A 13,957-nucleotide genomic window follows, 5' to 3' on the forward strand; every position below is an offset into this window, starting at 1 on the left:
GTCCCTGCTACTGCCGTGCCAGGTGAACCCGCAGCTCGGACTCCGGGTCCTCGATGAGATCGCCACTGACGTCCACGGTCACCTTGTGCAGCGTGCCGGTGAACTTGAACGGCGTCGCGTACTCCGGGGTGACCGGCGAGCCCGGATTGGCTCCACAGGTGAGGTTGCCGGGGTTGAAGACGAACGGCGTCGTCACGGCGGCGTCCGCGGCGGCCACGAGCGCTCCGTCGATGTAGAGCTGCAGGTGTCCGGGCGAGCCCTTCCCGTTCGGAAGATCGGGCTTGTCGGTCGGTTCGAACTCGAAGCGGAGCTCGTGCTCACCGGTCGGCACCAGCTCGGACGACGAGACCCGGAACAGCTCCCTGCCGACGTAGTTGTGCACGTAGTGCAGCAGCCCGTCCTTGATGAACAGGGAATAGCCACCGGCCGAGGTGCCTTGGCTCAGGAGAACTCCCTCCGCACCGCCGCGGGGGATCTCGACGAAGGCCGTGATGCTGTGCGGCCGGTTCAGCACCCGCGGGCCGGCGAAGAACGGAATCGGCTGCGTGTTCGGCCTCATCGTGTACTGATCACGCGCCGGCGCGATCAGCGGTTTCTCGGCGATCAGACGTGCCAGTACGCTCCCGTCGATCGGCATGACACCATGCTTCCCGGCTTCGGCGTACCAAGTTCCGATCATTGCGATCAGCCGACCTTGGTTGTCTGCGGCAACATTGTTGGTCTCCGCGGGGTCTTCTGCCACGTGGTAGAGCTCCCAGCCCGTTGCGTCGAGCTGGGACAGTCGGGTCGAGCTGATCGGATCGCCGAAGGCCGCCTCGGCTTCGGCGAAGGAGGGGCCTGGCCACGGGCAGACTGCCCGCCAGCCGTCGTGGTCGATGGCCCGGTGACCGAACATCTCGAAGTACTGCGTGTGATGCTTGCTGGCGGCCGCGGCGTCGTCGAGGGCATGAGCGAAGCTGACGCCGTGCAGAGGCGCCTGTGTGACACCCCGGATCGTGGCGGGCGGCTCGATGTCGAGGAGGTCCAGGACGGTCGGGACCATGTCGATGATGTGGGCGTACTGGTTGCGTACCTCGCCTCTCGCGTTCACGCGGGTCGGCCACGACACGATGAACGGATCACAGGAGCCACCCCGGTAGGTTTCCCGCTTCCAGCGCCGGAACGGGGTGTTACCCGCCCAGGTCCATCCCCACGGGTAGTGGTTGAAGTGCTTGGGGCCGCCGATCTCGTCGATGACACTGAGGCTGTCCTCGAGCGATTCCTGGGCATTGTTGAAGAACTGTGCCTCGTTCGTGGTCCCGGTCGGACCGCCTTCGGCGCTCGCCCCGTTGTCGGAGATCATCATCACGATCGTGTTGTCCAGCTCGCCTTGCTCACGCAGGAAGTCGAGCAGCCTGCCGAGCTGGTGGTCGGTGTGGCTGAGGAATCCTGCGAACACTTCCATCATCCGGCCGAACAGCTTGCGCGCCCCGGCCGACTGAGCCTCCCAGTCCGGTACGTCGGGATCGTGGCGCGACAACGTGGCAGTGGCGGGCATGATGCCGAGTTCCTTCTGCCGCGCGAAGACCTTCTCCCGATAGGCGTCCCAACCGTCGTCGAAGGCCCCGGCGTACTTGTCCGCCCACTCCTTCGGCGCATGGTGCGGCGCGTGCGTCGCACCGAAGCACAGGTGCAGGTAGAACGGCTTGACCGGGTCGATCTGCTTGCTGTCGGCAATGAATTCGATCGCCTTGTCGACCAGATCCTCGCTCAAGTGGTAGCCCTGCTCCGGTGTGCGTGGCGGATCGACACTGTGGTTGTCGTACACGAGGTCCGGATACCACTGACTCGTGTCGCCGCCGAGAAAGCCGTAGAAACGCTCGAAGCCGCGCCCCAGCGGCCATCGGGTGTACGGGCCCGTCGCCGTCTCCTGGTTGCTCGGTGTCAGATGCCACTTGCCGACCATGAACGTGCTGAAGCCCTGGTCCACCAGCATCTCCGAGAGCATTCCGTTCTCGAACGGGATGCTCCCGTTGTACCCGGGATATCCCGTCGAGACCTCGGTGATCGCAGCCATGCCGTTGCTGTGGTGGTTCCGTCCGGTGACGATGCAGGATCGGCTGGGCGAGCACAGCGCGGTGGTGTGCATGTTGGTGAACCGCAGCCCGTTGGCGGCCAGCCGGTCGAAGTTCGGGGTCTCGATCGGGCTTCCGAAGCAGCCGAGCTGCCCGAAACCGGTGTCGTCCATGACCACGAACACCACGTTCGGGGTGCCCTTCGTGGCCCGCGTCGGAGTCGGCCAGGCGGGGCTCGACTCATCGGTCGTTCGTCCCACCACGCCGGTGAACTGGCGTCCTTCCTGATACTCCTCGATCGCCATCACGGTCTCCCCACCGATACGAACGACTCAGCGTTCAGCGCTGCGGCACAGCAGCACGCTCGTCCTACCGGCGCGACAAGTCATCACCCGCGGAGGATGAGCCCCCGACGGTGCTCGAACCCTCTCGAGTGGATGAGGCGGCGACGGCGCAAGGGCTGTCAGAGTGCAGATGGGACAGTCCACGTTGGACGCGCGTTCACGATGGAGGCGGGGCGGTGACAGAGGCCACGTTCGCAGTGCTCGCGTTGCTCATCCTTGCGTGGGCGGTCACTTCGGACCTCTTGGCCCGGGTGAACATCACCGGTCCATTGGTCTTCACCGTTGCCGGCTTCGTGCTGGGCAACCCGGACTGGGGACCCCTCCCGGTGCACGTGGAGGCCCCATCGGTCCATCTGCTGGCCGAGCTGACCCTCGCGTTGCTGTTGTTCTCGGACGCCTCCAGAGTCAACCTGCCCAAACTGAAACGGGACATCAACCTGCCCGTGCGTCTGCTGGGCATCGGACTTCCGCTCTCGGTGATCGTCGGCTCACTCCTGGCGGCCTGGCTCTTCGACGATTTCACCTGGGCCCTCGCGGGCTTCGTGGGCGCCACGCTGGCTCCCACCGACGCCGCTCTCAGCGCCCAGGTCGTCAACGACCAACGGATACCTCTGCGGCTGCGTCGCGCACTGAACGTGGAGAGCGGACTCAACGACGGCATCGTGACACCGATCGTCACCTTCACGCTCGCGGTTGCCGCGGGACAACTCGGGACAGCGCACGAGGACGAGGCCTCCACACACGGGAGCGGGGCGCTGTTGGAGCTCGCGGTCGGCCTCGGAGTCGGCCTCGTGGTCGGGCTCGGAAGCGGCAAGCTCTTGACCTACGGTTCCCGCCACGTCTGGATCAGCACCGGCGCGCGGCGGCTCGGCACGTTCGCCGCCGCGCTCAGCAGCTTCGCCCTGGCCGTCGCCTTCAGCGGCAACGGCTTCATCGCGGCGTTCGTGGCCGGCATCGCCTTCCGCGCGGGGCTCGACGAGGAGGTCGTCGACGCGGACAACGTCATCGAGCTGCCGGAACTCGTCGGCGAGATCCTGGCGTTCGCGGTCTGGTTCCTGTTCGGCGCCGCGCTGGTGCCGATCGTCGTGCACAACTTCGACCTGCCGCTCGTCGCGTACGCCGTACTGAGCCTGACCGTGGTCCGCATCGTTCCGGTCGCCCTGGCCCTGCTCGGGAAGGGGTTGGACAGCCGTACCGTCATCTTCGTGGGATGGTTCGGACCCCGTGGTCTCGCTTCGGTGGTCTTCGCGTTGCTGGCCATCGAAGAACTCGGCGACAACGCGTTGGTGGAACGCGCCGTCGCCGCAGTCGCTCTCACCGTGCTGCTGAGCGTCGTACTGCACGGGATCTCGGCCGGCCCGCTCGGACGTCGTTACGTCAGGCTCGAGCAAGCAGAGGACGGTCCGGGTCCCGGACCTCGATCACGACGTTCCCCACATCACCACCGCCATCGCGACCTACCCTGATCCGATTCAGAGGGGAGGCCTGCGCCGCTCGGCGGCTGTGAGCTCGGCTTCCTCGTCCTTGCTCCATGGCGCGTCGCCCACTCCTCCGAGCTGGTCGCGTACGCCGGACCACCGGGCGGTCAGCGCGAACAGCACAACGGTGTCCAGCGCGATCATCAGCAACGCCCAGACCGGGTAGGCGCCGAGCCAGAGGATCTGCACCACAGCGTGCAGGCAGACGAGCAGGATCGCGGTGATCCTGGCCCAGGTCTGCGCCACGAGCAGACCGGCACCGACAGCCATCAGCAACAATCCGAAGATCAGCAGGATCCATCCCAAGCCGGTCACGTCCACGACGACGAGCTTGCTCGGCGTGAGCACCAGACGCTCGTCGGAGAACAGCGCAACGAATCCCTGGAAAACGTTGACCAATCCGATCACCATCAGCAGCGCGCCGGCGAACACGACGATGCCGGTCATGACCGCCCCGCCCTTTTTCGCAGCCATCTCTGTATCTCCTCTCGCTGCGTCGGCCGACCGCCGGAACCGGCGACGACTCGCACCTGGATGCTGACTCCCGCCACCCGGCGTGCACCTCACCCCAGGCGGATGACTCTCGGCTACTCGCTGTCGCCGCGGGTCCCCATCGATCGGTTCATCCGCGTGGGGTGAGGTTCCGTCGGCCGCCGGCAGCGACGATCGAGCCCTGGCCGACAGGCGAGGGGGGCCTGATGAATCTCGTCTGGGCTGCTCTGGTCACTGTCCTCGCGACCGCGGTCACCGTCACGACAATGCTCCTCGTGCGCAGGCGGGCGCCGGAGGGCAGCTACTTCAGTGACGGTGACCGCGCCTCGGGTGTCTTCGGTGTGCTGGCGACCGGGTTCTCCGTGCTACTCGGTTTCATCATCTTCCTGTCGTTCACGTCGTACGACCAGTCGCGGGCCGGTGCCGAGTCCGAGGCGACGATCGTTGCGCAGCAGGTTCAGACGGCCCAGTTCCTGCCCGGCAACGCGAAGGCGGAGCTCACCGGCGAGCTGATGTGCTACGCACGGTCCGTGGCCGGGACCGAGTGGGACGCTTTGGATACGGGCACGCTCGGGAACTCCATCAACCCTTGGGGGGTGGAGATGTTCCGAACGATCTCGGCCGTCGACCCGCGGACGCCGGTCGAGCAGTCGGCGTACGACCGCTGGATGGACCAGACCGCCGAACGGGAACAGGCGCGCATCGACAGGGTGCACGGGGCCGAGGGAATCATCCCGACACCCTTGTGGCTGGTCCTGGCGGTCATCTCCGTGGTGATCTTCGGGTACCTGCTGTTCTTCGCCGACCCGGCCGAGGGGCCGGTGACGCAGGGCCTGCTGATGGGCAGCGTGACGGTGGTCATCACGCTCCTGCTGTTCCTGCTCGTGTTCTTCGACCATCCGCACGGCGACGGGGTGGGCAGGCTGCAACCGACCGCGATGGTGCGAACCATCGGCCTGATCGACACCCAGCTCAAGGTGGTCGGACTCACCGTGACACCTCCGTGTGACGATCATGGCAACCGGCGCTGACGAGCGGCCCGAACGCCGGCGCAACTGGCAGGAGGTGCTCGTCACCGTCCTGCTGGTGGTCGCCGCCCTCGGGACCTCGTGGAGCAGCTACCAGGCCACCCGGTGGAACGGCGAGCAGGCCAAGGCGGCCGGCCGCGCCAACGCGATCAGGATCGACGCGGCCCGGGCGCAAGGCCAGTCCCAGTCCCAGAGCCAGGTGGACGTCGCCACGTTCATCGCCTGGGCGGACGCGGATCGCCGCGGTGAGGCCGCCGTCGCCGACTTCTACGCCGCCCGCTTCCGCGCGGAGTTCCGGCCCGCGTTCAACGCCTGGATCGCCACCCGCCCGACCACGAATCCGGGTGCGCCGCCGACGCCCTTCGCCATGCCTCAGTACCAGCTCGCGTCGCGGGATCAGGCCGAACGGCTCGATGCGGCCGCCGCCTCCTCCACCGCCAAGGTGCTCCGGGATCTTCAGGTATCCAGCAACTACGTGCTCACCGTCGTCCTCTACGCGATCGTCCTGTTCTTCGCCGGTATGAGCACCAAGATCACCAACCGCCGCCTGCGCTGGATCCTCGCCGGGATCGGCTGCCTCGTCCTCGTCACCGCCCTCGCCTGGATCGCCACCTTCCCGGTGAGCGTCGACATCTGACGACCTCAATCCTCCCGCAAGGGTGATGCCAGGACCCGGTTTCTGCTGAATCGTCAGCGGAGTACCGGGATCGCGGGCTGCGGACCTCGCAGCAACATTCACCGCTGGAGGTAGAACATGACTGTCAACATCGATGAGCTGGGTCCGGTCGACTGGATCGTCCTCGAATTCCCGGAGACGAAGCTGACCGGAGAGATCGCACCGATCCTCACCGACTACGTCGACAAAGGCCTGATCCGGATCCTCGATCTGCTGTTCCTGATCAAGGACGTGGATGGCAGCGTCGAGGCATTCGAGGCAGCTGATCTGGACGAGAGCGCGATCGGGCAGCTGCGGACTTTCGAGACCGCGGTCGCGATGCTGCTCAGCGAGCAGGACGTCGAGGACCTGGCCGTGACCATCGAACCCGGCAGCTCGGCCGCCGTGCTCGTCTGGGAGAACCTGTGGGCCGCGCCGTTCGGTACTGCAGTGCGGCACGCCGGCGGTCAACTGGTCGCCAGCGGACGCATCCCGATCCAGGCTGTGATCGCCGCCATCGAGGCCGACGCCGAAGAGACCGAAGAGATCAAGAAGGCCTAGGAAGGAGTTCGCCATGCCACTTGGAGCCCGTCGCAGGCGCAGAAGAATAGCCGCCGTGGGAGGTGCCGTGGTCGTCGCACATGGCATGCACCGTCGCGGTGACCGCCGCGAAGATCGCCGCGACGATCGCGGTGATCGCCGCGAGGACCGTCGCGACCGCCGCGAGGATCGCCGCGACTGACGGCTGAATCGCCTGACTCAGCCGGCTCGGCGCCGGGCATCATCGACATACGGAAGCGGATTGCCGGATGCTCGTGCGCCGGAGGCGAGCCAGGCGGCGAGTCCCTGCGGCGATCGCCGATGAAGCTCGTCGAGATACCGCTGCCGCTGTTCGACGACGGACAGGCGTTCGGCAGCCGTTCGGGCGGTCTCCAGCCGGCGGAAGCTTTGGCGCCAGGCCAAGCACAATGCCGCGTCGTCGAGGGAACCGAGCTCCGGCGCCGGTGCGGGACCGGTGGCGAGCGACGTAGCGGAGTCGGACTCCGGCCGTACGACCGGGGTATCCGCCTTGGCCTGCCGTCGCGCGTGGACGAGCGAGGTGAGGGCCGGCGTGGTCGCTGCCAGGATCACCACGATCAGGACGCCGGCGAATCCGAGGGTCGCGATCAGACCCACAGCGGCCGGCGTGATCACCCCGGCGGCCAACGTGACCCGAACGATCCTGCGCGTAGCGCGCCACCCGTCCCCTCCCCACGCTGACGAGGTGACGACTGCTGTCGCCATCGCGACAGTGACCACACTGATGACCACACCTGCCACCCCCCATCTGGCGACCGCGCAGAGGAACCCGGCCGTCGTGGCCAGGTAGACACACCACGACCGGAAACTTCCGCTCCTGCCGCGGGACGTGCCGGGATCAGGTCCATCTGCGCCGGATGACCGCCTCGTCTCGCTCACGTTCTCAGTCCCCCTGCCCCGGTTTCTGGAACTCGGGTTCAGCCATCAAGCTCCGCCAGAACGTCAGCATGCACCGGGCCGACAGGTTCTCGCCTCCTCCGGCCGGGGTGAAACCGACGTCACCCCGCTCCCATCGGTCGACGGCCTGGTTCATCCGCGAGGGAGCATGCCCGGCAGCCGGACTATCTACCCGACGGCGTTGCCCCAGGCAACTGGATTCGGACCGACACCGACCGGGACGCCGCAGTACGCCGGGAAGCACAACGGTTCATTCAATCCGGATGATGTCTCGACCCGGCTGCGGGCGCAGGGTGGGCTTGGCGCCGGACTCGCCGTCGCAGCAGACCTTCTGAGGAGTAGCCATGTCGGACCTCGCCACCTCCGAAACCCCCGTTCTCGACCTCCTGGAGCGCATGACCGTCGATTCCGTGGCCACGTCGACCCTCGACGCGCACTCCATCGCCCTCGTCCGGCTGGCCGCCCTGGTCGCCAGCGACGCACCGGCCGTGTCCTACGCCCTGAACCTGGCCGTCGATGCCGAGATCGGCCTCGACGCCGAGGACGTTCGCGGCGTCCTCGCGGCCATCGCACCCATTGCCGGAACCTCGCGGGTCGCCGCGGCGACAGGCCGCATCGCGATGGCACTCGAAGTCGCCATCGAGGTGGCGTCAGCAGGTCTGGGTGACGAACCGGCGACGCTGAACTGACGCATCGTGGGAGCCTCATCGTCCTACAGGGATGATGCGGCGAGCCGGGTCCTGCTGAATCGTCGGCGGAGGACGCGGTTTGCAGGGTGGGGACACCGGCTCGTCCGACGAGCTTTGCCTGCGACGGAGAGAAGGGCGGCCGATCATGCCGACGACAGTTGAACATCTGACTCTGGACGAGCGGAAGGCACGCGGCGTCGCGGCTCGCACCCGGGCGATGCCGGACAGTCACGCCGGGTGGAAGCCCGCTGCGGACCGGCCGGACCCGGTCGCACTCATCGAGGAGCAGAACCTCAGGCGGGACGCGGATCTGGTTCCGGTCCGGCACGGCCGCATGATGGCCTCGCCGTTCACCTTCTACCGCGGTGCCGCCAGGATCATGGCGGCCGACCTTGCCGAGACACCCACGTCCGGTCTCCACGTCCAGCTGTGTGGTGACGCCCACCTGTCGAACTTCGGGGTCTTCGCCTCGCCGGAGCGAAACCTGGTGTTCGACATCAACGACTTCGACGAGACCCTTCCGGGCCCCTTCGAGTACGACGTCAAACGCCTGGCCGCGAGTCTCATGGTCGCGGCACAGAACAACGGCTGCTCGGAGTCGGACGCTCGCGCGATCACGAAGGCCTGTGCCACCTCCTACCGGGAGACGATGGCCGAGTTCGCCACCATCAAGACGCTCGACGTCTGGTACGCCCACCTCGCCGAGGACCAGATCAAGCAGTCGGTGTCCGAATTCCTGGCCGGCTCCGACGGCAAAGGCAAGGGATCCAAGAAAGGTAAGCACAAAGGTACTCGCGAGCTGGACGGTATGAGCGGGCTGTCGTCGAAGGAGGCGAAGCAGGCCCGGAAGCGCTTCGAGAAGAACGCACAGAAGTCGCACTCGCGGACCAGCGATCAGGCCCTGTCCAAGCTCGGCGAAGAGGTCGACGGGCGCTACCGCATCGTCAGCGTCCCGCCGGTGATCGTCCCGGTGCGCGACCTCCATACGGCGTACGGCGTCGCGCCTGGGGAGCTCGAGGAAGTCGTCTTCAGCCTGTTCCGTGACTACCGGTCCACGCTTCGGCTCGACCTTCGACAACTACTGGAGCGCTTCGAGATCGTCGACTGGGCGCGCAAGGTCGTCGGCGTCGGCAGTGTCGGAACGCGAGCGTTCGTCGTCCTCCTGCAGGGCCGTGACGGCGGCGATCCGCTGTTCCTCCAGGTCAAGGAGGCCACCAGATCGGTGCTCGAAGGGACCTTGCGCAAGAGCGCGTTCAAGCAGCCGGGCGAGCGAGTGGTCCAGGGCCAGCGACTCATGCAGGCCAACAGCGACATCTTCCTGGGCTGGTCCAAAGGTGTTCAGGCGGACCGCTACTTCTACTGGCGCCAACTGCGCGACATGAAGGGCTCCGCACTCGTGGAGCTGATGGCACCCGCGGAGCTGGCCTTCTACGCCCGCACCTGCGGGTGGACCCTGGCCCGTGCACACGCACGATCCGGAGACCCGGTTTCCATCGCTGCCTACCTCGGCGAAGACGACGCCTTCGACAAGTCGATCACCGACTTCTCCGAACGCTACGCCGCCCAGAACGACCAGGACTTCGCGGACTTCGCCAAAGCCATCGCATCGAACCGGATCGAGGCCATCCAGGACGTCTGACAAATGAACCTTGTCCCCGAGCCCCTGCGTGGATACCAACGGTCGTGGCTGGCTCGCGACATCATCGCCGGTCTGACATTGTCGGCCGTGGCGATCCCCGAGGTGATGGGGTACACGTCCATCGCCGGTACGCCGATCGTGACCGGGCTCTACACGATCATCTTCCCCACCCTGATCTTCGCCCTGCTGGGCTCTTCGCGGCTGCTCGTCGTAGGCGCAGATTCGGCCACCGCCGCGGTGCTGGCCGCGGGCCTGACCGGTCTCGGCATCGCCGGAGTCACGCCCGGATCGCCTGACTGGCTTGCCTTCGCCGCTCTCACCGCACTGGTCTGCGGCGGTCTGCTGATCGTGGCCCGGCTGCTGCGGCTCGGCTTCATCGGAGACTTCCTGAGCGCGTCGGTGCTGATCGGGTTCCTCACCGGCGTCGGCATCCAGGTGCTGTCGGGGCAGATTCCGGACCTGCTCGGCATCCCGAAGGGGAAAGGCGGCTGGTTCGAACAGCAGTGGCACTGGATCACCTCGCTGTCCTCGATCAGTCCCGGTACGTTCGCCTTCGGGCTGGCCACGATCGTGATCATCCAGCTCTTCAAGCGCTTCATCCCGGTTGTTCCCGGCGCCATCGTCGCCGTCGTACTGCTGACCAGCATCTCCGCTCTGGCCGACGCCGGCGCACACGGCGTCGCCGTGGTGGGTGCCGTGCAGGGCGGGTTCCCGCCGATCGGCCTGCCGTCCGGCCTCTCCTGGTCGGACGTGTCCAAGGTGCTGCCGACCGCGCTGTCCTGCTCGGTGCTCATCATCGCCCAGAGCGCCGCCACCTCTCGCAGCTTCGCGTTCAAACACGGAGACGCCGTCGACATCAACCGCGACATCGTGGGGCTCAGCGGCGCCAGCCTCGCCGCCGGGCTCAGCGGCACCTTCGTGGTCAACGGCAGCCCGACCAAGACCCAGATCCTCGACGAGCAGAAAGGACACACTCAGCTCGCCAACCTGACGATGGCGGCCGTCGTGCTGCTGTTCACGCTGTTCTTCACCGGGCTGCTGGCGGACATGCCCAAGGCGGTGCTCGCCGGGATCGTTTTCCTCATCGGCGTCAGCCTGATCGACCTGCCCGGCCTCCAGCGGCTGTGGAGGCGACGCAGGAACGAGTTCGTGGTGGCTCTCATCACGGCGGTGACCGTCTTCGCCGTCGGCGTCGAGCAGGGCATCATCCTCGCCGTTGTTCTCTCGCTGCTCGATCTCGTCCGGCGGCAGTACACACCGGGCGACTTCGTCATCGGTCAGAACCAGGCCGGCGAGCCGACCTACCTGCCGGCTCTGCCAGGCACGCAGAGCCTGCCCGGGCTCGTGGTCTTCCGCTACGACGCGGAACTGTTCTACGCCAACGCGAACCGCTTCGCCGACCAACTCGAGTCGATCATCTCCGCCGCACCCGATCCGGTCCGCTGGGTAGCGCTGGACTGCGGCGCGATCGACGACATCGACTACTCGGCCGGGGTGACCCTGGCCAACCTCGTCAACTACACCCGGGCTCGGCACGCCCGCTTCGTGCTCGTCCGGCCGGATACCCGACTCCTTGCGACGCTCCGCGCGTACGGGACCCTGGACGCGATCGGCGAGGACAACATCTTCCCGACCCTTGCGGACGCCTTCCACGCCTACCGGGCCGGTTCATCCCTTGCGGGTGACGACTCGGCACCGGGCCCCGAACAAAGCTGAGCCCACATCAATCTGCGAGGAGGGGACGTCATGCCTGTGCCGTTCCGGGGAACGATCAATGTCGATATCCGCGACTCCGTGCCGGACTGGACGCCGTTCGAGCCGCCCAAGGCGCCGGAGGGTGCGCCGAATGTCGTCTACATCGTGCTCGACGATGTCGGGTTCTCGGCGATGAGCTGCTACGGCGGCCCGATCGAGACCCCCAACATCGATGCGATCGCCGCGCGCGGGGTGCGCTTCACCCAGTGGCACACGACGGCGCTGTGCTCGCCGACCCGGTCGTCGCTGCTCACCGGCCGCAACCACACCCGCAACAGCATGGCGTGCATCACCGAGGCGGCGATCGGATTCCCGAACGCGAGCGGCACGATCCCACCAGAGAACGGGATGCTGTCGGAGATCCTCGGGGAACGCGGCTGGAACACCTACATGGTGGGCAAGTGGCACCTGTGCCCCACCGACGAGATGAACCTCGCCTCGACGCGTCGCAACTGGCCGACCGGCCGGGGCTTCGAGCGGTGGTACGGGTTCCTCGGAGCCGAGACGAACCAGTGGTATCCCGACCTGGTCTACGACAACCACCCGGTCGACCAGCCACGCTCCCCCGAGGAGGGCTACCACCTCACCGATGACATCACCGACAAGGCGGTGGAGTTCATCAAGGACGCCAAGGCGATCGCTCCGGAGAAGCCGTTCTTCCTCTACTACGCACCCGGCGCCTGCCACGCGCCCCACCACGCGCCGAAGGAATGGATCGACAAGTTCGCGGGCCACTTCGACCAGGGGTACGAGGCGATGCGGGAAGAGACCCTGGCGCGTCAGAAGAAGCTCGGTCTGGTGCCGGCCGACACCGAACTACCGCCGGTGAATCCGATCGGCACCCCCGAGTCACGCAGCGGCCCGGACCACCAGCCGTTCCCGGCGCTGGACTACACCCGTCCGTGGGACACGCTGAACGCCGACGAGCGGCGTCTGTTCGCCCGGATGGCCGAGGTGTACGCCGGATTCCTCGCGCACGCCGACCACCACATCGGCCGGTTGCTCGCGTACCTGGAGCAAACCGATCAGCTCGAGAACACCTTGGTCGTGGTCGTGTCCGACAACGGTGCGAGCGGCGAAGGCGGCCCGAACGGCTCGGTCAACGAGATGAAGTTCGCCAACGGGATCGACGACGACCTGGCCGAGAACCTCGCCAAGCTCGACGACCTGGGTGGCACGAAGACGTACAACCACTACGCCAACGGCTGGGCGATGGCGTTCAACACCCCGTTCAAGATGTGGAAGCGCTACGAGTTCAGTGGTGGCACCTCGGACCCCTGCATCATCTCGTGGCCCGGGGGCGCGACCGCACGTGGCGAACTCCGCCACCAGTACCACCACGCGATCGACATCGTCCCGACGATTCTCGACGTACTCGGCGTCGACGCCCCGGAGACGATCAAGGGACACACCCAGAGCGGCTTGGACGGGATGAGCATGCGCGCCAGTGTCGACGACGCGTCCGCCGAGTCCGGACGGCGGACCCAGTTCTACTCGATGCTGGGATCCCGCGCGATCTACCACGAGGGCTGGAAGGCGGTCACCACCCACCCGACCATCGCCGGCTGGGGCGACTTCAACGCCGACGAGTGGGAGCTCTACCACGTCGAGGTCGACCGGTCGGAGACCAGGAACCTCGCGGCGGAGCAGCCGGACAAACTGCGCGAACTGGTGAACATCTGGTTCTCCGAGGCCGGCGCGAACCAGGCCTTCCCGCTCGACGACCGCTCCGCGGTGGAGATCCTCGGCACCGCCCGGCCCCAGCTGACCGCGGCGAAGGACCGCTACGTCTACTACCCGGACACTGCCCCGGTCTCGGAGTGGCAGGCGGTCAACACCCGCAACCGCTCGTTCACGATCGGCGCGGCGGTCGACATCCCGGCACCGGGAGCCGAGGGAGTGCTCTTCGCGATGGGTGCCAGATTCGGTGGCCATGCCCTGTACGTGAAGGACAACCGGCTGCACTACGTGAACAGCTTCGTCGGCGCGCTGGAGCAGCAGGTCGTCGGGACGAAGGACGTTCCGACGGGGGAGGACCTGATCCTGTCGGCCTCCTTCGAGAAGCAAGGGATGGACCCTGACGCTGCGACCGGCACGCTCTCGCTCTACCACGGCGACGAGAAGGTCGGTGAGGGGCAGATCAAGACGCAGCTCGGAGCCTTCGCCATCGCGGGTGCAGGCCTCTACGTCGGACGGCACAACGGCGAGCCGATCACCGACGACTACCCGGGTGCGCCCCCGCACGCCTTCACCGGCGGAACGATCAACCGGGTGGCGGTCGACGTCAGCGGCGACCCGTACCTGGACCTCGAACGCGAAGCCGCCCTGATGCTGATGCGCGAGTAGA

At 66.9% G+C, this 13,957-nt stretch carries 11 protein-coding genes; 8 read left to right on the forward strand and 3 right to left on the reverse strand.

What is annotated here, in order from left to right; translation table 11 throughout:
* Positions 1–7 precede the first annotated feature (7 nt).
* The gene (locus OHA18_RS37625) at positions 8–2,359 is read right to left on the reverse strand and encodes an arylsulfatase (protein WP_329000150.1); all 2,352 of its coding nucleotides are present in this window, start codon (positions 2,357–2,359) and stop codon (positions 8–10) included.
* A gap of 215 nt (positions 2,360–2,574) precedes the next feature.
* Here OHA18_RS37625 and OHA18_RS37630 point away from each other — a divergent pair, with 215 nt between their 5' ends.
* Positions 2,575–3,864, forward strand: a complete 1,290-nt coding sequence (locus tag OHA18_RS37630; RefSeq protein WP_329000151.1) for a cation:proton antiporter domain-containing protein — start codon at positions 2,575–2,577, stop codon at positions 3,862–3,864.
* Between the two features lie 6 nt (positions 3,865–3,870).
* Here OHA18_RS37630 and OHA18_RS37635 read toward each other — a convergent pair whose 3' ends face one another.
* On the reverse strand, positions 3,871–4,350 hold the full coding sequence (locus OHA18_RS37635) for a DUF7144 family membrane protein (RefSeq protein WP_329000152.1): 480 nt from the start codon (positions 4,348–4,350) through the stop codon (positions 3,871–3,873).
* 224 nt (positions 4,351–4,574) lie between these two features.
* Here OHA18_RS37635 and OHA18_RS37640 point away from each other — a divergent pair, with 224 nt between their 5' ends.
* The 3 genes from OHA18_RS37640 (at position 4,575) to OHA18_RS37650 (ending at position 6,612) form a co-directional block, all read left to right on the forward strand.
* Complete coding sequence (locus tag OHA18_RS37640) at positions 4,575–5,399, forward strand: bestrophin-like domain (protein WP_329000153.1); 825 nt, start codon at positions 4,575–4,577, stop codon at positions 5,397–5,399.
* Complete coding sequence (locus OHA18_RS37645) at positions 5,383–6,033, forward strand: hypothetical protein (protein WP_329000154.1); 651 nt, start codon at positions 5,383–5,385, stop codon at positions 6,031–6,033. Before OHA18_RS37640 ends, OHA18_RS37645 begins: the two co-directional genes overlap by 17 nt.
* A 117-nt stretch (positions 6,034–6,150) precedes the next feature.
* Positions 6,151–6,612 (forward strand): DUF6325 family protein, encoded by a 462-nt coding sequence (locus OHA18_RS37650; protein WP_329000155.1) that lies wholly within the window; start codon positions 6,151–6,153, stop codon positions 6,610–6,612.
* A gap of 198 nt (positions 6,613–6,810) precedes the next feature.
* On the opposite strand, the gene OHA18_RS37655 is transcribed toward OHA18_RS37650, so the two are convergent.
* Positions 6,811–7,362 carry a hypothetical protein gene (locus tag OHA18_RS37655; protein WP_329000156.1) on the reverse strand — a complete coding sequence of 184 codons (552 nt, stop codon included), beginning with the start codon at positions 7,360–7,362 and terminating at the stop codon, positions 6,811–6,813.
* Between the two features lie 509 nt (positions 7,363–7,871).
* On the opposite strand from OHA18_RS37655, the gene OHA18_RS37660 reads away from it, so the two are divergent.
* The 4 genes from OHA18_RS37660 (at position 7,872) to OHA18_RS37675 (ending at position 13,956) form a co-directional block, all read left to right on the forward strand.
* Entirely contained in the window at positions 7,872–8,216 is a 345-nt protein-coding gene (locus tag OHA18_RS37660; protein WP_329000157.1) for a carboxymuconolactone decarboxylase family protein, read from the forward strand.
* Positions 8,217–8,361: 145 nt separating this feature from the next.
* Positions 8,362–9,855, forward strand: coding sequence for a DUF2252 domain-containing protein (locus tag OHA18_RS37665; RefSeq protein WP_329000158.1), 1,494 nt, complete (start codon positions 8,362–8,364; stop codon positions 9,853–9,855).
* A gap of 3 nt (positions 9,856–9,858) precedes the next feature.
* The gene (locus OHA18_RS37670) at positions 9,859–11,571 is read left to right on the forward strand and encodes a SulP family inorganic anion transporter (RefSeq protein WP_329000159.1); all 1,713 of its coding nucleotides are present in this window, start codon (positions 9,859–9,861) and stop codon (positions 11,569–11,571) included.
* Between the two features lie 30 nt (positions 11,572–11,601).
* Positions 11,602–13,956, forward strand: a complete 2,355-nt coding sequence (locus OHA18_RS37675; RefSeq protein WP_329000160.1) for an arylsulfatase — start codon at positions 11,602–11,604, stop codon at positions 13,954–13,956.
* The last annotated feature ends 1 nt before the right edge of the window (position 13,957 follow it).

It is taken from the genome of Kribbella sp. NBC_00709 (assembly GCF_036226565.1).
Taxonomy (GTDB): Bacteria; Actinomycetota; Actinomycetes; order Propionibacteriales; family Kribbellaceae; genus Kribbella.

Bases quoted from the DNA above. Each gene is read 5' to 3' on its own strand.
- OHA18_RS37660 (WP_329000157.1), top strand. From the start codon at position 7,872: ATGTCGGACCTCGCCACCTCCGAAACCCCCGTTCTCGACCTCCTGGAG.
- OHA18_RS37675 (WP_329000160.1), top strand. From the start codon at position 11,602: ATGCCTGTGCCGTTCCGGGGAACGATCAATGTCGATATCCGCGACTCC.
- OHA18_RS37625 (WP_329000150.1), bottom strand. From the start codon at position 2,359: ATGGCGATCGAGGAGTATCAGGAAGGACGCCAGTTCACCGGCGTGGTG.
- OHA18_RS37645 (WP_329000154.1), top strand. From the start codon at position 5,383: ATGGCAACCGGCGCTGACGAGCGGCCCGAACGCCGGCGCAACTGGCAG.
- OHA18_RS37640 (WP_329000153.1), top strand. From the start codon at position 4,575: ATGAATCTCGTCTGGGCTGCTCTGGTCACTGTCCTCGCGACCGCGGTC.
- OHA18_RS37635 (WP_329000152.1), bottom strand. From the start codon at position 4,350: ATGGCTGCGAAAAAGGGCGGGGCGGTCATGACCGGCATCGTCGTGTTC.
- OHA18_RS37670 (WP_329000159.1), top strand. From the start codon at position 9,859: ATGAACCTTGTCCCCGAGCCCCTGCGTGGATACCAACGGTCGTGGCTG.
- OHA18_RS37650 (WP_329000155.1), top strand. From the start codon at position 6,151: ATGACTGTCAACATCGATGAGCTGGGTCCGGTCGACTGGATCGTCCTC.
- OHA18_RS37665 (WP_329000158.1), top strand. From the start codon at position 8,362: ATGCCGACGACAGTTGAACATCTGACTCTGGACGAGCGGAAGGCACGC.